This is a genomic window from Streptomyces sp. NPDC052225, from assembly GCF_040679615.1.
In the GTDB taxonomy this organism is placed as follows: Bacteria; Actinomycetota; Actinomycetes; order Streptomycetales; family Streptomycetaceae; genus Streptomyces.
This window is the reverse complement of sequence record NZ_JBFAVD010000002.1, coordinates 72,473-90,442: the sequence shown is the minus strand read 5'-3', so window position 1 is coordinate 90,442 and position 17,970 is coordinate 72,473. Positions and strand designations below refer to the sequence as shown.

Annotated in this window: 17 protein-coding genes and 1 pseudogene; 7 read left to right on the top strand and 11 right to left on the bottom strand. The window is 70.4% G+C overall.

What is annotated here, in order from left to right; translation table 11 throughout:
- Positions 1-57: 57 nt before the first annotated feature.
- The 5 genes and pseudogenes from AB0L37_RS03520 to AB0L37_RS03500 all read right to left on the bottom strand — a co-directional run bounded on the left by AB0L37_RS03520 (position 58) and on the right by AB0L37_RS03500 (position 5,506).
- A complete protein-coding gene (locus tag AB0L37_RS03520; RefSeq protein ID WP_365499442.1) occupies positions 58-1,644 on the bottom strand; it encodes an FMN-binding glutamate synthase family protein in 1,587 nt (528 codons plus the stop codon).
- A gap of 80 nt (positions 1,645-1,724) precedes the next feature.
- Complete coding sequence (locus AB0L37_RS03515) at positions 1,725-2,249, bottom strand: MarR family transcriptional regulator (protein WP_365499439.1); 525 nt, start codon at positions 2,247-2,249, stop codon at positions 1,725-1,727.
- A 54-nt stretch (positions 2,250-2,303) separates the two neighbouring features.
- Positions 2,304-2,777: an STAS domain-containing protein gene (locus tag AB0L37_RS03510; RefSeq protein ID WP_365499436.1), complete on the bottom strand. Its 474-nt coding sequence runs from the start codon at positions 2,775-2,777 to the stop codon at positions 2,304-2,306.
- Positions 2,774-3,853: a cobalamin-dependent protein gene (locus tag AB0L37_RS03505; RefSeq protein WP_365499433.1), complete on the bottom strand. Its 1,080-nt coding sequence runs from the start codon at positions 3,851-3,853 to the stop codon at positions 2,774-2,776. The genes AB0L37_RS03510 and AB0L37_RS03505 overlap by 4 nt, the downstream gene beginning before the upstream one ends.
- Positions 3,850-5,506 (bottom strand): annotated as a pseudogene (locus AB0L37_RS03500) (GAF domain-containing SpoIIE family protein phosphatase). Before AB0L37_RS03500 ends, AB0L37_RS03505 begins: the two are co-directional and overlap by 4 nt.
- A 455-nt stretch (positions 5,507-5,961) precedes the next feature.
- Here AB0L37_RS03500 and AB0L37_RS03495 point away from each other — a divergent pair.
- Together AB0L37_RS03495 and AB0L37_RS03490 are read left to right on the top strand one after the other, a co-directional pair.
- Positions 5,962-6,117, top strand: a complete 156-nt coding sequence (locus tag AB0L37_RS03495; RefSeq protein WP_365499430.1) for a DUF6131 family protein — start codon at positions 5,962-5,964, stop codon at positions 6,115-6,117.
- Positions 6,118-6,390: 273 nt separating this feature from the next.
- Positions 6,391-6,732 (top strand): ATP-binding protein, encoded by a 342-nt coding sequence (locus AB0L37_RS03490; protein ID WP_365500530.1) that lies wholly within the window; start codon positions 6,391-6,393, stop codon positions 6,730-6,732.
- A gap of 318 nt (positions 6,733-7,050) precedes the next feature.
- Here the strand turns inward: AB0L37_RS03490 and AB0L37_RS03485 are convergent, their stop codons facing one another.
- Both AB0L37_RS03485 and AB0L37_RS03480 read right to left on the bottom strand, forming a co-directional pair.
- Positions 7,051-7,440 (bottom strand): hypothetical protein, encoded by a 390-nt coding sequence (locus AB0L37_RS03485; RefSeq protein ID WP_365499427.1) that lies wholly within the window; start codon positions 7,438-7,440, stop codon positions 7,051-7,053.
- Between the two features lie 145 nt (positions 7,441-7,585).
- The gene (locus tag AB0L37_RS03480; protein ID WP_365499424.1) at positions 7,586-7,990 is read right to left on the bottom strand and encodes an ATP-binding protein; all 405 of its coding nucleotides are present in this window, start codon (positions 7,988-7,990) and stop codon (positions 7,586-7,588) included.
- A 496-nt stretch (positions 7,991-8,486) separates the two neighbouring features.
- On the opposite strand from AB0L37_RS03480, the gene AB0L37_RS03475 reads away from it, so the two are divergent.
- From AB0L37_RS03475 to AB0L37_RS03460, 4 genes are all read left to right on the top strand, one after another.
- The gene (locus tag AB0L37_RS03475) at positions 8,487-8,855 is read left to right on the top strand and encodes an STAS domain-containing protein (RefSeq protein WP_365499421.1); all 369 of its coding nucleotides are present in this window, start codon (positions 8,487-8,489) and stop codon (positions 8,853-8,855) included.
- A 123-nt stretch (positions 8,856-8,978) separates the two neighbouring features.
- Positions 8,979-9,380 (top strand): ATP-binding protein, encoded by a 402-nt coding sequence (locus tag AB0L37_RS03470; protein WP_365499418.1) that lies wholly within the window; start codon positions 8,979-8,981, stop codon positions 9,378-9,380.
- A 174-nt stretch (positions 9,381-9,554) separates the two neighbouring features.
- A complete protein-coding gene (locus AB0L37_RS03465) occupies positions 9,555-10,211 on the top strand; it encodes a hypothetical protein (RefSeq protein WP_365499415.1) in 657 nt (218 codons plus the stop codon).
- A gap of 255 nt (positions 10,212-10,466) precedes the next feature.
- Positions 10,467-11,483, top strand: coding sequence for a helix-turn-helix domain-containing protein (locus AB0L37_RS03460; protein WP_365499412.1), 1,017 nt, complete (start codon positions 10,467-10,469; stop codon positions 11,481-11,483).
- Here the strand turns inward: AB0L37_RS03460 and AB0L37_RS03455 are convergent.
- Both AB0L37_RS03455 and AB0L37_RS03450 read right to left on the bottom strand, forming a co-directional pair.
- A complete protein-coding gene (locus AB0L37_RS03455; protein ID WP_365499409.1) occupies positions 11,450-12,331 on the bottom strand; it encodes a hypothetical protein in 882 nt (293 codons plus the stop codon). The two genes, AB0L37_RS03460 and AB0L37_RS03455, sit on opposite strands and share 34 nt — an antisense overlap.
- A gap of 113 nt (positions 12,332-12,444) precedes the next feature.
- Entirely contained in the window at positions 12,445-12,840 is a 396-nt protein-coding gene (locus AB0L37_RS03450; RefSeq protein ID WP_365499407.1) for a hypothetical protein, read from the bottom strand.
- A 470-nt stretch (positions 12,841-13,310) separates the two neighbouring features.
- Between AB0L37_RS03450 and AB0L37_RS03445 the strand changes: the two genes are divergently transcribed.
- Positions 13,311-13,988: a DUF2238 domain-containing protein gene (locus tag AB0L37_RS03445; protein ID WP_365499404.1), complete on the top strand. Its 678-nt coding sequence runs from the start codon at positions 13,311-13,313 to the stop codon at positions 13,986-13,988.
- Here AB0L37_RS03445 and AB0L37_RS03440 read toward each other — a convergent pair.
- The gene (locus AB0L37_RS03440) at positions 13,968-15,950 is read right to left on the bottom strand and encodes a hypothetical protein (protein WP_365499401.1); all 1,983 of its coding nucleotides are present in this window, start codon (positions 15,948-15,950) and stop codon (positions 13,968-13,970) included. The genes AB0L37_RS03445 and AB0L37_RS03440 overlap by 21 nt on opposite strands.
- A 62-nt stretch (positions 15,951-16,012) precedes the next feature.
- Positions 16,013-17,833 carry an RICIN domain-containing protein gene (locus tag AB0L37_RS03435; RefSeq protein ID WP_365499399.1) on the bottom strand — a complete coding sequence of 607 codons (1,821 nt, stop codon included), beginning with the start codon at positions 17,831-17,833 and terminating at the stop codon, positions 16,013-16,015.
- Between the last annotated feature and the right edge of the window lie 137 nt (positions 17,834-17,970).

Here is a 17,970-nt window from a genome sequence, read left to right as displayed (position 1 = left end):
TCCTCCGATGGGGCAGACTCCGTCCGCGCGCTGACGAGACCAGGATGCGCGCCCCGGTCAGCCGGCGAAGGAATCCGGGTCGGCCGCCTTCCAGTCCTCGGCCCAGCCGTGCGGCGGACCGTTCAACAGCTCGCCCGGAGTCAGCCATGCGTACAGCTCCGCGTACGAGCGGAAGTCGTCGGCGTCGGTGGCGCGCCGCCGAAGATGTCGCGGAGCGAGCTCACTCAGGTCGGACACGCCCATCGCCGCCATGATCTGCATCGCGCTGCGGACGGTCGCCTCCTGGAAGCGACGGACGCGCTCGGACTTGTCGCCGACGTCCAGAGCGCGGGCGCGGCGCGGATCCTGGGTGGTGACCCCGGTGGGGCACCGGTTGGTGTGACAGCGCTGAGCCTGGATGCAGCCGACGGCGAACATCATCGCCCGCGCGGCGTTCGTGTAATCGGCCCCCATGGCGAGGCGCTTGACGATGTCCGACCCGGTGGCAACCTTGCCGCTCGCACCGATGCGGACACGGTCCCGCAGCCCGGTGCCGACCAGGCAGTTGTGGACGGTGATCAGCCCTTCGGTGAGGGGCATGCCGAGGTTGTCGGCGAATTCGAGGGGAGCTGCCCCGGTACCGCCCTCGGCACCGTCCACGACGATGAAGTCGGGTGTGACGTTCTCGGCGAGCATCGCTTTGCAGATGGCGAGGAACTGCACCCGCGATCCCGGACAGAGCTTGAACCCGGCCGGCTTGCCGTCGGCGAGCTCGCGCATCCGGGCGATGAACCGCACCAGCTCGCGCGGCGTGGTGAACACCGTGTGGTACGGCGGCGAGATGACGGTCTCCCCCTGCGGCACACCCCGGACCCGGGCGATCTCCGCGTTGACCTTTCCGCCGGGCAGGACACCGCCGATGCCGGGCTTCGCTCCCTGGGACAACTTCAAGGAGACGCACTTCACCGAGGGGTGGGCCGCCTTCCGGCGGAACTGGTCGGGATCGAACTCGCCGTGCTCGGTCCGGCAGCCGAAATACCCGGTGCCGATCTCCCAGATGATGTCGCCGCCCGGCTTGAGGTGGTATTCGGACAACCCGCCCTCACCGGTGTCATGGGCGAAGCCGCCCCGGGCGGCGCCCGTGTTCAGGGCGAGCACGGCGTTGGCCGACAACGACCCGAAGCTCATGGCGGAGACGTTCAGGAGGGCCATGTCGTACGGCCGCGTGCAGTCCGGCCCGCCGACCCGCACGCGGGGCGGCCGCTCGGGTACGTCGACCGGCCGCAGGGAGGGCACCAGGAACTCGTAGCCGCGGCTGTACATGTCCCGTTCGCTGCCGAACGGCTCTTCGGCGTCGACCCCTTTGGCCCGCTCGTAGACGATGTCCCGGGTGTCGCGGTCGTAGGGCCGCCCGTCGAAGCTGCGCTCGACGAAGTACTGCTGCATCTCGGGCCGTATCGCTTCCAGGAAGAAGCGGGCGTGACCGAGCACGGGATAGTTGCGCAGTACGGAGTGCCACGGCTGCACCAGGTCGTAGACCCCGACGGCGGCGGCTACCACCGCCGGCACGGCGAGGAGCCACCACCACGGCGACACGAAGAGAGCGGCGATCAGCCCTGCGACCGCGCACACCACCAGAAAGACCACAGCTCCAATGCGCTTCATGGCCTACCTGTAACCGTGATCGGGGCCCCTATGTCAGCCCGGCCCGGCGGAAGCGGTCGTGAACGCTCCCGGGGGGACTCCTAGGCCGTACGGGACTCGGCCGAGCGCGGCGCGGCGGTGGAGACGGCTTGGACGAGGGGGACGGCGTGAGGTGGGCCGGGCCGGGGCGCCAGAGCTCGATTGAGGTGCCCGAGTGCCGTGGACAATGCCGTGCTCTGCTCTGCGGGCAAGGTTTCCAGAGCCTGGACCAGAAGGCGTTCGCGGTGTTCGCGGACGCGGGTCAGGTGGGTGTGTCCCGGGCGGGTGAGGGTGAGGGTCACTTCGCGAGCGCTGTCGGGGTGGGGGTGGCGCTCGACGTAGCCCAGCGCTTGGAGGCGATCGACCAGCCGGGAGACCGACGGGGCGGAGGAGCCCAGGCGCCGGGTGAGGTCACGCATGGGGATGCCGTTGTGGTTGTCGATGACCGACATGACCCGCAGCTGCTGGGCGGGTATCAGCGGGGGAGGGGACTCATGGCGTGCCTGTTCCCACAAGAGGTCGAGGAGTTCGGCGAGCAGGGCGACCTGGTGGGCGCTGCGGTGAGCCTGATCGGTGGGCTCGCTCATGGGTGTCCCCGTTCGAGAAGCTGACCCCTCGCAGTGAGGGAGGTTCGGCGGCCTTCAGAGGGTGGTTTCCGGCCTGCTGGCCCGCGGTCCGGCACCAGGGGGGTCGGCGGACATGCCGTCCTGCGGCTCTCGACCATAGGCCATGTCGACGTTCCGGCGGCGCGCCCTGGACGTCGGGTCGGCGGCTGCGGGGGCGAGGTAGGGCAGGGTCCCGGTGAGGTTGAGCAGGCGCTCGAGAAAGGCTGGCCGGGACTCGAGGCGCAGCGTGACGCCGGCGGCCGTGGTGCGGCGGTGCAGCATGAGAAACACGGAGAGGCCGGTGGAGTCGATGCCTTCCAGGCCGGAGCAGTCCAGGCGGAGGTCGTGCAGCTCGGGTCGGGCCGTCATGTGCCGGGTGGCTTCTTCGAGGAAGTCGTCGCCGTTCTCGTAGTCGAGGAGTCCCTTCACCGCCAGGTGCAAGGTGGTGCTGTCGGCTGCCGGGACGACGTCCAGGTACAGCCGCGGGCTCAGGTGGTGGGTCGGCTTCATGCGGGCTCTCCGGTCAGGTCCGCGGTCTCCGATGCGGTGAGTCGGTCTGACGCCTGTCGCAGCAGGGACAGGGCGCGGGGGAAGTCCTTGAGTTGATCGCCCAGCAGGCCCAGGGCCGGGAGCAGGGCGTGCGCGGGTACGTCGCGGGCGCTGAGGATGTCGGCGGTCCAGGTGATGAACGTGGTGAACAGGCCGGAGTCGCCCACGTAGAGGGCGGTGGCCAGGAAGTCGACGATGTGGGCGGTGTCCTGGGCCGTGTGTTCGCGCTGGGCCGCCGTGTAGTGGCGCATCGCGGGAAATCGCTCGTCGAGGCCGTCCATGACCGCGCGCACCAGTTGCGGACTGCTGCGGGTGACCAGGGTGTACTCCTGATCGGTCAGGTGCGGCAGGTCGTCGATCGGCTGGTGAGCTGCCGCGGGCCGCGGAAGGGGAGCCCGGTCGAGGCGGTCCGCGGCCGCGCGCGCGTCGGGGGCCCAGGCGTCGGCGCCCAGGAGGGCGGCGTACTGGCCCTGGGCACCGAAGGCGGCTCCGCCGACCAGAACGGGGGTGGCTGTGGCCTGGACGGCGGTGATGGTGGCGTGCGCGGTCGGCAGTCGGGTGGGGATGGAGCTGGAGAGGGCCACCAGGTCCGGGCCGGTGTGGTGGACATGGGCGATCAAGTGGTCGGCGGGGACCTGGGCGCCGAGGTAGTCGACCTGCCAGCCACGCAGCTTGAGGACTTCGGCGAGCAGACGGGCGGGCAGCCCGTGCCACTCGCCGTCCACGCACGCGACCGTGATCCGGCCCTTTCCACCCGGCGTCGGTCGGGGCGTGACGTGGTGGGAGAGGGCGGCGACAGCGCGGTCGTTGATGGCGGAGGCGGCGTGCTCCTGGGCGACGGTGAGCCGGTTGGCCGCCCATTCCTCACCGACTCGGCGCTGCACCGGTGCGATCAGGTCCAGCAGGACGTCCTGTGCGGGTATGCCCGCCTCCAGGGCGCCGAGGGCGGCGCGCGTGGCGGCCGCCTCGTCGCCGCGCACGGCGGCCTGCCAGAGCAGTTCGAGGTGGCCGGAGAGGGTCAGAGCGGTACCGGTCATGAGGTGAACCTGCCGCGGGCGTATCCGCCCCCCATGCTCAGGTGGTGAGTGCGGGGGGCGGCGATCACCATGATCGCCATGTCGTCGTGGCGGCCGGCGCCGACCCACTGGGAGGCGAGCATCTGCACATGCTCCACGACGGCCTCGGCCGGCATGCCCGCGCAGTGCGACAGCGCCGCGTGCAGCCGGTCGTCGCCGAAGAGTTCGTCTCCCAGGGGCCCGCCCTTGGCCTCCGTGAACCCGTCGGTGAACAGCACACAGAACTCACCCGGAGCCAGCGACTCCCGCACCGTCGTGGCGCGGACCTGGGGGAGCACACCGACGAGGCTTCCACGAGAGGCGCTCTCCTCCACGGTGCCGTCCGCGCGCACGATCAGGGACGGCGGATGCCCGGCGCTGGTCACCTTCAGCTCGACCGTGTTCTCCGCGCGGACCGCGGAGGCCATCACCAGCGTCGCGAACCGCGTGTGGTGCGAGCTCAGCAGGGCCCCGTTGAGGAGCTCGACCATCCGCTGGTGATCATCGGCCATCGGCAGGAGCGCGTGCAGAGTGTTACGGATCTTGCCGGTCAGGACGGCCGCTTCCAGCCCCTTGCCGCACACGTCTCCCAGGACCGCGAAGGACGGCTCGCCCTCGACGCCGGCGGGATGGACGTCGTAGAAGTCGCCGCCGATCCGGTCCCGGTCCTGTGAGGGCCGGTACCCGCCGGCGAACTCCACCCCGGAGATCTGGTGCAGCGCCGGGGGCAGCAGCTCGCGCGTCAGCACCTGCGAGATCTGCGTCTGCTCCGCGTACAGGCGGGCCGCGGACAGCGCCGCTCCGGACCGCGCGGCGAACAGCCTGGCGAAGACTTCCTCGGCCTCGCTGAAGGAGGGGTTACCGCCGCGGCGCAGCAGGATCAGGACACCGGCGGACACTCCGTGCCCGGGCAGGGGGGTGACCACGATCGAACCGACGTCCCCGAATCCTTCGGGGCACCAACCAGTCCGGCGCGTTCATCGGGTTGATCCACCGCGAGGGCACCGGGGGGAATCCTTGCAGGGCCTCGGCGAGGCCGGGCACCTCCTGCGGGTCGACGTTCCACCGGGAGCGCCGGACCCGCCCGGCGTGCTCGCAGGTCGCCACCGGCAGCCCTCGCCCGGCGCCGGGCGTGATGACCACCGCCGCATCCGCCAGATGTTCGGCCGCCAGCTGCGCGGTGACCTCCATGCACCGGTCCAGATTCAGCGAGGAGAGCAGGGTGTTGGAGGCCTCGGCCAGGAACGCGGTCCGCTCCCGCTGGATGCGCAGGGCCTCCCGGGCGAGGCGGTGATCGGTGTCGTCCACCAGCCACCACACCACGTCCGTCCCGCCGTGCACGCTGGGGTGCGCCTCGTACGTCCGCTCTCCGACGGGTCCGGAGGCCACCGGCCCCGGCTCCGCGGCGCCCGCGGTCACCTCAGCGTGCGCTCGGGTGAGCCAGCACGGCACGCTGTCTCTCAGGTCCGCCCCGGGGAGCGCCTTGGGGAAGAGCTGCGTGGCCTGCGGATTGGTGTGCAGTACCCGTCCGGACCGGTCCACGATCAGCACGGGGCAGGGCACCGACGTCCAGGCCAGATCGGCCGGAGTGCGGCCGCTCACCGCAGGGTCTTGCTGAGTGGAAGTCACAAACATCAAGGCCCGCTGTGCGAACCCCTCACCTCAATCGCTCGGAATTATTGCCGTGCGGCAACCATCTACCCTCGGTCGCCTCCTGGCAAGTACCTCTCGAAGGGGACGGTCCTGAGCGCGGATGACAAAGAGGCAGGTCGAAGTTGAGCGATTCCATGAGCGTTGTGTGCGTGCAGCGGTGATTGCGGGGCATTCGGAAGTGCGGAAGCGAAACGGTTCAAGGACGCGAGGCGGCTGATGAGGGCAACAGTGGCGGCGACGGACAGGCCCCAGTGGGATGGCCTGCCGCCCTGGGATCTCACCGCTCTCCTCGTGGCCCTGACCCTGGCGGCCGTGGCTGCGGTGGTCATTTCACTGCGGAGCTGGCACCTGCCCGGCCGTCTCGCGGCTACGGCCGCAGCGGGCCGGAGACCGTTTCGTGCACATCGACCCGCAGAACTCGAACGGATGGAGTCGTCATGATTGTCCTTGGACTGATCCTGTTGATCATCGGCCTGCTCGTGGGCATGGGGCTGCTGACGACGATAGGCAGCGTCCTGATTGTGGTCGGCGCCATCTTGTGGCTGCTCGGAGCCACGGGCCGTGCCGTCGGCGGACGGAAGCACTACTTCTAGCCCGGGAGTGAGAGCATGTCGGCCGGGCAAGACGGGACGCCCCGTCTTGCCCGGCCCGTGTGCTCTGATCCAGCCGGGCAGATTCATCTGGCATGGGCGCGGTACGGTCCTGTTTCGGGGGTATGGGGGTTGAGCTACTAACGGCGCTTCGGATGTGAGGCGGACTTCATGGACCTTGTTGTGCAGACCCCGCGCCAAGAGGCGCACATCGGTAGGCCGCCGGCGCGCGGTGCGGCCTTCGACAGCAGTGCGGAGATCGCGGCTGCGCGGCTGATGGCCCGCGAGTTCCTGGTGTCCTTGCAGGCGGAGTACGGTCTGCCGGTGTCGCCCCAGGCGATGGGTGTGGTCCAGCTGGTCGTGAGCGAGCTGGTGACCAACGCCAGTAAATACGCGCCGGGCCCGTGCCTCGTGGACCTGGAGCTCAGTGGGACCGCCGTGGAGATCAGCGTGTGGGACAGCGGTACGACGCTCCCGACGGTCCAGGCGGCAGACCCGGAACGGATCGGGCAGCACGGGCTGGAGATCGTCATGGCGGTGTGCCAGAGCTTCAGTGTGCACCGCGCGCCGGTCGGCAAGCGGATCACTGTGTCCGTCGCGCTTGCTGACGCCCGCTGACGCGACGCCCCCTGAACCGGGCCGGCTACGGAGGCGTTCCTCTATCCGCGCGACATCGAACCGGCGGCGCGGCCGCCTCGTAGGGCCGAGGCCGGCGTTGGGTCACACCCGGCGGAAGCGTCGCGCTCTTGCTGTGGTCGGCGGCATTCATCGACTCCGTGGCTCGCGAACCTCTCGCTGCTTCTCGGGCTCGGTGAGCTGAGACGTACGGGCTCGGCTCCGAAAGCAACCCCCTGTTATGAGTCCGCAGCCGGGAGCCCGGCCACCATCTTGGGGCCGGGCTCCCCGACTGCGGGCGTCGAGGGTTCGCGCGTGCGGTCAGAACCGTCCGCCGGTCCACCGGGTGATCGGGCCGTGACCGCGCCGGGCGCTCGCCCGCCCCAGCGCGTAGGCGCCCGCCAGTCCGGCGAGGACGCCGCCGCCTGCCCCGGCCGCGATCGCCTTGCGGTTCTTGATGACGCTCCAGGCGGTCGTCGCGGCCTGGAGGGACTTCGCGGGAACGGTGGACAGCAACGCGCCGCCCGCCTTCGCCTTGGAGGTGAGAGCGCTCACCTGGCCGGCGCTCTTGTCGCGGAGGTCCGACGCTGTCGACGACGACTTCTTCGCGGCCGCCGACGCCTTGGAAGCGGCGGACTTGCCGGCCGATCGCGCCGTCGTGGCGGCCTTTGTGTTCTGTGCGGTCTGCGTTGTCTTCGTATCGTCAGCCATGCGTTCCGTCTGGCCGTGACTTCGCGGATCAAACAGGTTTGTGAAAAGAACATGTCCCTGATGCGCAGATGGCGTGTGCGGCCGCGGCCAACTCGCAGGCTGCCCCGCTCTCTTCGCCGGTTCCAGCTGACCGTATTTCAGTTCTTCAGTGCTGCGGCGCGAAAGGGAGTGCCAGCGCGGCCGTGACCGTCTTGCCCCACGCGTCCGTGGTGACCTGGAGGCGCGAGCACAGGCGACGTGCCATCGACCAGCCGTAACACCCCGGCCGGCCGGGCTCGTTGTCCAGCGCGCGCGGGCTCGCAGCGCTGTCGTCACTGACCCGGAGCTGAAGTTCATCGCTGCTCAGCCGGATGCTGAAGCGGGTCACCCCGCCCGCGTGCCGGAGCGCGTTCGCTATGAGCTCGCTGACCACGAGCAAGGCGTCGTCGCGCAGGCGCCGGACCTCGGGCAGCGGGGGATCGCAGCACACCTCGGCCAGTACCGAACGGAGCTGGGACCTGGCGTCCGCGCTGCTGATGCCCTTCGGCTCCGTAGGGTCCGCGACGCTCATGGCGTGCCTCGCTCTCTTCGTCGTATGGGCTCGGTGGCGACCGGGGGTCGAACGCTCCTCCCCGGTTCCCCCGCATCACCGGCCCCACGCCCCTGCGCCCGGGCTCGGCGGCATCGAACGCCGGGCCGCAACAGTGCCCCGCGATCCGCCCGTGTCATCAGTGGCGTACGGGGCACAGGCAGAGGCATGGACACTCCCTCCGAAGCCCGTGCAGAGCCATCGAGGTTCCTGGAGGCCTTCGCGCTCCCGTCCCCGTTGCACGGCAGCGACTGCATGTGGTGCGGCCTCTCGCGCCGGAGCGGTCGGCCGGAGGCCGGGCCCCGGCAGGAGGCGGAGACTGCCGCGCCGGGGCGGTCCCGAGCGCAGTGGACCTCGCTGCCGTAGCCGACGGGCAGGAGGGACGCCGTCCTCTGAAGGAGCAGGGCAGCACGGGGTGTCGGGGCGGACGTCCGGGGTCCGGTGCGGTTGCGCCGCCGGGTGTGCAAAGGTACGGGCCATGACATCAGGCAGAAGCGACACCCGCGTCGAGCAGCACGGAAGCGTCACCACCGTGACGGTCTCCGGCGAGGCGGACCTGCAGAATCTCGCAGAGGTCGTCGAGGCGTTCGCCCGGGCTCTGCGTGACCCGCACACGAAGAGCACCGTGATCGATCTGTCGGCCCTCACCTTCGCGGACAGCGTGCTCCTCAACCAACTCCTCACAGCACAGGCCGACCACCGGGCCGCGGGCCGCCCGCTGCGTGTCGCAGGACCTCTGCACTCCGGCGTCGAGCGGCTGCTCGAGATCACGGGCACCGACGAGATCCTCGACATCGCGCCGGACCTCGCAGCGGCCCTCGACGAGCTCGACTCCGGGCCCCGCTAGAGGCCCGGATGCCCGGCCCGCGGCGCTGCCCGCGTGTGCCGGGGCTCCGGGCGGGCAGGCGGGCCGGTACACGCACCGGACGGAACAGACCGAACGCGTCCGGAACGGCAGAAAGGTGCCAGGATGGCGAGCCCGCCCGACCATGGGACCACCAGCCTGACCTGTCCCGAAGCACGAAACCACGTCAGAGCGGTGCTCCGGCCACTGTGTGACGCGCTCCCTGCGCGACAGGCGGAACTGCTGCTCCAGGACGCCTGTCTGATCACCAGTGAGCTGGTCACCAACGCGATGCTGCATGCGGGAGGCGTCACGGACTTCGACGTCAGTGTGGAGGGCCGGACGCTGATCATCCGTGTCAGCGACGGATCTGCCACTCTGCCGACGCCGCGATCCTCGAATCCCGCGGTCCCCGGTGGCCACGGCTGGTTCGTCGTCCAACGGCTCAGCACCGACATCACGGTTGAACCCGACGTACACGGCAAGACCGTCCGCGTCACTCTCGACGCCTCTCGCATGGCCGTCTGAGGCAACCCCGCATGCCGCGATGAGCGCGTCGCGCGGGTCCGTGCGCCGTTCTGTGCGTTCGTTTCACGGGGTAGGGCAGACGAGTCACCTCGTGAAGGAGCTGGAGCACATGGCCGCGTGGCAGGACAACGCGCTGACGTACGAGCTCAGGATGAAGGGCCTCGAGTGAAGGCGATGGCCCGCCGGGGTCCGAGGCTGCACTTCGACGGCTGGATCGCAGGCGTCGGCACCGCCTCCGGGACCCGTCTGGTCGTCGGGTACTGGCCACGGTCTCCCTGGGGTCCGTTCGCCGACGTGATGGTGGAACACCCGGACGGGTACCGGGAGTTGCTCGCCCCGACGCCCCGGGTCGCCGACTTCGTGGCAGCGACCTACACCTTCGACACCGTCACCATGTGCCCCGTCGCCGTCGTGCCGGCACCCGACGCATGGCACGTGTCTGCCGGACCCCTGCTGCTGCGCGTCACACCGGGGCGCAGGGACCTGCTCGGCCATGTGCTGCGTTCCGTTCCGCGCAGGGTGGCGGCCCAGCCGGTCTGGGCAGCCGTGTGCGACCTGCCCGCCCGGTGGCTGCTGTCCGGCGTCCGTACGCGCGGCAGCGCCGGGGGAGGCCGGCGCGAGTGGTACGCGGCCCTCGATCACCGCCTGGTGACCGCCGTCGACGCCACCTGGGACGGCACGGACCTCGGGGCGCTGCGCGCGGTGGACCCTCCCGTCCGCTTCGGGTTCGGCTCCGTTCCGCGTACGCCGTCGCTCACCCGCGTCGTCTCCACCGTGGAGCTGCCTTCCGGACATGCCCCGAACACGCGGACTCTCAACAGGGGTACATAGAGCGCTGATGCAGAGGGGCTTCCGGTTCAGCTTCTGACCCGGCGCCCTCGGCGATCCCCTTGGCGGGCTTCATCGACGACGCTCCATACGACCGAGGCCCACGGCCTGCCGGACGGCATCACCGCCAAGGTCATCCGGGTGGTGAACGACGCGGCGTGGCCAGTGGCGCGAACGTGTTCGATAGATCAAGATGCTGACGGCCTGCGGGGGCGGGGGCCCTCGCGTCGGAAGGCCGCGAGCGGGGGAGTGCCGACGGTGTGGCAGCAGATGACGGCGGCCGACGTGCCACCGGAGGGAAGATTCGAGTGGTTCGCGCAGACGGTTTCCCAGGTCCTGCTGCCCACGGCCTTCGATACCGCGGACCCGGACGGGTTCTATGCCCACGGGGGACAACTTGCCTTGGGTGAGGCCCGTCTGGCCCGCTTCGCCTACGCTCCGCTGCGCTCGCGGCGCACCCCGGCCCTGATCCGTCAAGGAGACCCGGAGCAGTACCAGCTCGCCCTGGTGACCAGCGGATCGGCATGGTTCGCCCAACAGGACGGGGAGGCCGAGCTGACGGTCGGCGACATGGCGGTGTGGGACACCTCCCACCCCTACCGGTCCGGCTCGGGAACGGACGGCCGTGGCGTGGGGGTCCTCGTCCTGCAGATCCCGAAGGCTCGTATGCCGTTGCGCTCGCAGCACATGAACAGGCTCCTGGCGCGGCGTATCCGTGGTGGCGCGGGGATGCCCGGGATCCTGGCCGGCTTCCTGACGGATCTCGCGCGCAAGGGCCCCGACTGTGCGCCCCGCGAGCTGGACATGCTGCACGACACGGTGCTGGATCTGACTGCGTCGTGCCTGGCAGGGCACCTGGGCTCGACCACCGAGCAGTCTCCCGCCCAACTCCGGTCGCAGCTGTTGCTCCGCCAGGTCAGAACGTTCATCGACCGTCATCTGGCAGACCCGGATCTGACACCCGGCCTCATCGCCGAGCACCACCATCTCTCCCTGCGCGGCCTGTACGACCTTTTCCGTGACGAGCCCGAGAGCGTGGCCGCGACGATCCGCCGACGCCGGCTCGAACACTGCCGAGCCGATCTCGCTCGTCCCGACCTGCGTCGGCAGCCGGTCCAGAGCATCGCTGCCCGCTGGGGTTTCACCGGCGCCGCAGCCTTCAGCCGCACCTTCCGCGCCGCCTACGGTCTCAGTCCTCGCGACTACCGCGCCCAAGCTCTGCAGTACGTGAAGGAGAACCTTCAGGGGGCCGGGAACGAGATCTGTATGCCGTAGCGCTTCTCAAGTTCGTGGATCTTCGCCGGGAGCGCGGTGTTGAGCCTCTTGAGCTCGGACGCATGGGCGGCGCGGAACTGGGCGTTCAGCTTTTTGCGCAGCGGTTCACGGACGGCTTCCACGGGGGTCATGCAGGTCGCGTAGACGTTGCCGAGGTGCTGGGCCCCGGCCGTGTCACCGGCCTGCATGCGCCGGTCGGCCAGGGCGAAGAAGGCGTTCTCGTCCTTGGCCGGCACGTCGTGGTCGGACAGGCACGCGCCGAAGTGCCGGAACGCGGCTTCGACACGAGGGTCGCGCCGCAGCGAGGCTGTTCGGGTCCACCACTTCGACTGCAGCGGTACGTAGATGTCCTTCAGTTCCCGCCCTGCCTTCATGCCTTCCCGCGTGCAGCGCTGCTGCGCGGGGCTCGGGGAGGCCGGGGCCGCGGCCGGAGCCGCGGTGGAGGACTCCCCGGGGGCGAAGCCGCCGTCGAAGCCGTGCAGGCGGATGAAGGGAAGATCCGGAATCTCCATGATCCGGAAGAACATCCCGGGCATCGTCTGAGGCATCGTCACGCCGTGAGAGTCCGCGCAGGACCGGGTCGCGGCTTTGGCCGCCAAGGTGCCGAAGGTGTCCAGACCTTGAGCCCAGCGGGTCTGCGGGCCCGTCGACGGCAACAGCACCGCCGCGATGTCCGACGGCATCGCACGGGTCACCGTGGTCGGTGGAGCGGGGGCGGCCGACCGGCTGGACGCCTGAGCGGTGGGCTGCGGGCTCGAGCACGACGTCAGGCCCGGGAGCAGGAGCGTGCCCACGAGGGCCAGAGTGGTCCCGACGGACCTGCGCGGGAACCGGGTGGCGCGTCGCATGTGCTGCCTTGTCTCCAAAGGTACTTGGTGTGGTGTGGCACAGATGCTGCCGACAGACGCGGCTGGAGCGCAGGCGTCTGTCGGCAGCGTCACGGGCCGTGCGGCCCGCAGTGTCAGTGCGCGATGGTCACGACGCCCCAGCCGGAGTTGTACTCGGAGACGCCGAAGGTACGGCCCGAGGTGAGGTTGGAGACGAGGACGACCGAGCCGAGGCTGTAGTAGCCGTCTCTCACCCAGTGGTAACCGGAGGCGCCCGGCGTCCAGTTGCCGGAGGAGTTCACGTACCAGCCTTGGTAGCCGTCATAGCCGGTGCCGCCCGCTGCGCCGGCCATGGTCAGGTTGAGGTCGTGGCAGCCGTCGGCCGCCTTGTTGGCGGTCCAGTTGACCGTCTGCCAGCCGGTGTACAGCGTGTCCTGCTGGCAGCTGAGTGCGGAGGCCGACGGCGCGAGCGCGATGGCGGACGCCGCCAGGGTGCCCGCAAGGCCGAGAGCGGCCGTGATCTTCTTCATGGTGTTCCCTCGTCAGGAGGCGTGTGCGGTGGTGGAAAGTGCACGGTCTGCGCGGCAGGCGTTCGGTGCTCTGCCGACCGTGCGGCCTTGCTGCGCAACGGAGCCTAAGTCGGCACATTGCGGGACGGTGTGCAGTGCGTGCGGGCTTCCTTGGCATTGCGTGCGCAGCGCAGAGGCTTGGTGATGTGCCGCTCAACCGGTCGCCGAGCGCGCGTCGTTCGCGAACGGGCCCTTGGCGCAGCTTGCGCAGTGGGCGGCGGACGACCAAACCGGACTCGCCGCCCCGCCCACCGCCACCTCATGAACCGCCTGGCCCGCTGTCGGGCGGGCGCGCCCGGTGAGCGGACTTGCCCTGATCACTCACCCCGACCGAGGAAGTGCTACGCGGTGATCTGAGTACCCGTACTCATGAGGGTGGGCGGGGCTGAGCCCGAGAGTGGTGGCCCGCACCGAAATCTGAGGAGCAGGCCATGACCGCCACCCACCGCGCCCCCGCCCCGACGCCGGCCGTGAGCCTGTCGCCCCGGCGCCGTCTGCCTGCTGTTCTCGCCGTCACGGTGGCGGTCGCGCTCGTCGTGTCACGGCTCGGCGCGGACGATCCGACGACCTGGCTGCTGGAGACGGTATGGGTCATGGCGGGTCTGCCGCTGGCGATTGTGCTGCGCCACCGTTTCCCGTTGAGCGGACTTCTGTGCGGGCTGCTGGCGGCGCACGCCCTGGTCCTCATCGTGGGAGGCCACTACACCTACGCCGAAGTGCCCGCGGGGGACTGGGTGCGCGACTGGCTCGGATGGAACCGCAACCCCTACGACCGCTTCGGCCACTTCATGCAGGGCTTCGTTCCGGCCGTCCTCGTACGCGAACTCCTCATCCGCACCTCCCCGTTGCGCGACAGCCGCTGGCTCGCCCCCCTCACCCTCTGCGCCTGCCTGGCGTTCAGCGCTGTCTTCGAGATGCTGGAATGGCTCGCCGCGGTCGTCGGAGGCAACGCCGCCGACGCGTTCCTGGGCACGCAGGGAGACGTCTGGGACACCCAGTGGGACATGTTCTGCGCCCTGATCGGCGCCACCTGCGCCTTGCTGCTCCTGAGCCGTGTCCACGACCGGGCCCTGTCCCGGCTGGGGCTGTCAGCCCGCGCGACGACGTGACGTCGTATGGGTGTCGGGGTGGGGACGGAGGTCGAGGAGGAGCCAGCCGTGGTGGGGCAGTGTCGCTTCAACAGTGGGCACGGTTCTCGGTTCCGCGAGCGGGGTGAGGAGGTGGGCCTCGGCGGGGAGCTGGTCCGGGGTGGCGATACGGGGTGTCGCCGGGTCGGCGCTGCCGTTGGCCACGGCGAGGTGGTGGCCGGTGGGGGTGCGGAGAAGGTGGGGGATGAGGTGCGGTCCGCCGCTGATGAGCGGTAGTGCCGGCTGGGGGCCTTCGAGTGCGCGGATGACGCCGTGCAGGTGGTGCTGGTGGTCGTCGCCGTAGGGGAGTTGGTCGGGGCGGGTCGCGGCGAGGACGGCCACGCGGCCGCCGAGCCGGTTGGTGTGCAGGGTGCGGCCGGTGCCCCACGTGTGTCCGTCGGGTGTGTGGATGGTGGTCAGGAGGGCGGTGTCCGGGTGTGGTTGGAGGTGTGCGAGGGCGGGCTGGGTGTTGACGCTGTACAGGTGGTCCTCGTCGGGTGTGGTCTCGTACGCGTAGGACCCGTGCTCACGGTCGACGAGTTCGGCGGCGGTGACGCCGATGAGCGGGGCGTAGCCGCGTCGGGTGAGGATGTGGGCGGCGGTGCCGTCGAGGAGGAGCCCGCCGGCGAGCAGGCGGTGGAGGTCGTCGTCGTCGACGGCATGGGCAGTGGGTCCGAAGAGGGCGGCTGTGGGCGCGTGTTCGGCGGTGACCGGGATGCCGTTGCGGAGCAGGAAGTCGGCGTACGGGGCGGTGTGGAGGGTGAGGTCGTCGATGTGGCCGGAGCGGTGTGTGCGGGTGTGGGCCGCCGCGTCGGGGCGGACGACGAGGGAGACGCCTGCCGTGCCACGTGTGCGGGCGGTGCGGGAGTGGACGAGGTCGAGGGCCGGGCGTGCGCGGCGCAGCAGGTCGGCGATGCGCGGATGGCGCCCGGCCCGGCCGCTGTGCGTGGGGTGCAGGTTGAGGAGCAGGGCGTCGGGACCGGAGAGCTGGGCGGCGACCATTTCGGACCATGTCTGGGTGTCGGACTTGGACCAGGCGGTGTGCGGCCAGTTCTCGATCTCGGGTTCGCTGCGTACGTGGGCGGGGCGCATCGCCCGTTGTTCCTCGAGCAGCCAGATGCCGCTGCTCAGGGCGCGGGCGGGGGCGTCGCTGTAGGGCGCGAAGTGCGGTCGCTGCACCGCCTCGCCGCCGATCGACAGGGCGTCGAAGAGGCGGGCCCAGTCGCGCCCCTCCACGCTGTGCGCGCCGGGCACGGAACTCATCAGGCCCAGCCGGGAGCGTCCTTGGGAGTGCTGGTCCACGCAGGCGGCGACCAGCGCGGCGACCTCCAACTGCGCATCGCGCCAGGTCTGTTGGAGCAGCGCCCGCCAAGGGTGCGGGGCGCCGGGCGCGGTCACCGCGGACACGAGCTGCTCGCGGGTGACGTGCTCTCCGGCGAGCCGGGCGAAGCGTTCGAGCATGAGGGGTTCGAAGCCGCCGCCCCAGGTGAGGGGTGCGTGGTTGTGGTAGCGGAAGTCGTCCTCCAGCCACAGCACGCGGAAGCCGAGCGGGGCGAACCGGCTGTAGTGGGCGGTCAGCCAGGACCGCCATCGGGGGCAGGCGAAGGACGCCTGGGCTCGGGCGGCGGTGCCGTCGGGGGCGACCATGGGGGCGAAACCGTGCCGGTCGCGCCGGCCGCGGTCGGCGTGGCCGGTGGTGACCCACGGGTTGAGGCTCACGGTCGTCCCGGCGTCCCGCAGGGTGGTGGCGGTCAGGGACAGGCTCTCGTAAAGGATCTTTTCTTCGGCGGCCGTGGGGTGCCCCGTGTGGAACTCCTCTGCGGCCAGCAGCAGCACGACCTCCTCGACCCCCGTCTGCCCGCAGAAGAGGGCGAGTTCGGTCGCATGGCGCTCGGCTTCGTGCCCGGGGGCGATCTGGAAACGCAGGTGGTAGCGGGCGGGCACGAAGGTTCTCCTAGCGGGCGGTACCGGGTGGGCTGATTGGACAGGGGGGCAGGGCGTGGTGGTCAGCGGTCGGTGAGGTGGAGTGTCTGTTCGTCGGCGGTGCGGCCTGCGCCGAGAGAGCTGCCGGCCGGTGCTGTCCAGGCGCGGACCGGTGTGGTCTCCGCGGCTCTCGTGGGAGTGGCGGACAGGCTGAGGGGCAGTCCGCTGTAGCGGTTGACCAGGCGGAGTGTGCCGTTCGGGCGTCCGTCGGCGTCGCGGCCGGGGATGACCCACCACTGCTGGCCGGTCGTCGGGCCGGAGCCGGGTGCGGCCGTCACGGTGGGCTTGGCCGTCCAGGCGCGGCCGGCGTTGCTGGTCGCGTCGACGCTCAAGAGGCGGTGCGTGGCGGTGTTGGTGAGGGTGTAGGCGCCGTCACCGGTCGGCGTGAACATCCACCGGCCGCGCCCGGTGAGTCCGTCGGCGGTCACCGATGAGGTGGTGTTTCCCCGCGCCTGGGTGAGGTAACGGCCCGTTCCGCTCGCGATGGCGTGGGTGCTGCCCGCCGCGACCGGGGCGGCGGGCCGGGCGGCGTCGATGGTGGCGTTGTAGTACTCGCCGTCGGCTCCGTTCGAGCACTGGAACGAGCAGTAGTTGCGGAAGGTTCTGCCGACGATCTGGGAGCTGGTCCTGGTGGCGGTGTCGAGGAACCAGCGGTACCAGGAGCCGGTGCGGTAGTTTCCGGAGTCGCCGAGCAGCCGCCATTTCTGTGTGGCGAGGTTGTCGGTGGCGTAGAAGCGCTGGGGCTCGGTGCTGTCCTGGTGGATGGCCTCGGGCGTGCCGATGTAGAGGCCGAGGTAGGCGTTCCAGGCGATGTTCATGGTCAGCAGGTCGGCCTTGGCGGGCAGTTCCCCCGCGTCCTGCTGCTCCTTGACGGATCCCGTGGTCGCCGGATCGTAGTCGTGCTCGACGGGGGTGTATCCGCTGTCGTCGGCCGTCCGGACGGGGAGCATGTTGCTCTCCTTGCCGCCGATACCGGGCTGCGACCACGCGCCGTCGTACCACTTGGTCCACGAACTGGGCGCCATCTTGGCCGACATGGGCGCGCGGGCGACGTGGGCGAGGCTGGCGTCGGTCCAGCCGCCCGGGGAGCCGGGCTTGGGGATGGCGCGTGAGTTGTAATAGACGTAGAAGTAGCCGGAAGCGGTGTCCACGAACAGGCGCGGGTCGCCGTCGCCGTAGTAGTACGTCTGGTTCGGGAACGCGGCCGTGTCGCCGCGTTTCGTGCTGTACGGCGAGGTCAGGACGTGGTCCTTGATCGTCCAGGTTCTGCCGTGGTCCGTGGAGACGGCGTAGTCGATCGCGTCGTAGTGCAGGCCGTCGCCGAACGGGCTGGGCGTGAACTCGTTGTGCACGAGCCCGTACCAGTGGCCCGAGTCCGGGTCGACCCACACCCCCATCAGGTCGCAGAAGTTCTTCTGCGCGTACGAGGATCCGGCCGGCGCGAACGTGGACTCGCGTCCGGTGGGGGAGTTGTTGCACCGCCAGGTCGTGTCGTCGTTGCGGTCGGCCGGATCGGCCGGGTCCACCGCGGTGTTGAGCTCGGTGTCGGGCTGCGCGGTGTCGAAGTCCTTGCCGGTCCAGAACTTCCACTCACGCGGGTCGTCCTTGCCGTAGAGGGCGTGTGCGGACTGGTAGTGGAAGGTGCCGTCCGTGTCGAGGAACGGGGCGGCGGGGGAGTCGTCGGGGTTGGTCCACTGGCCCTTCGCCCCGATGGTGACCGTGTACGGGGACGCCGGGCTTTCAGCGGACGCGGGGGCGGCCACCGCGGTGCCGGTCAGCGCGGTGAGGGCGGCCGCGCCGAGGACGGCGAATCTGGTCGGGGCGGTGCGGCGGGCTGGGGACACAGGGGCTCCTCTGGATCACAGCAGCACAGCGAACAATTAGTTCGACTACGATCCGAACTAATTCGAGGAGTGTCAAGGCCCGCCGCAGCCTCAACTGCCCTGCGCACACAGGGCTTTGCGATGATGTGACCGTGCCG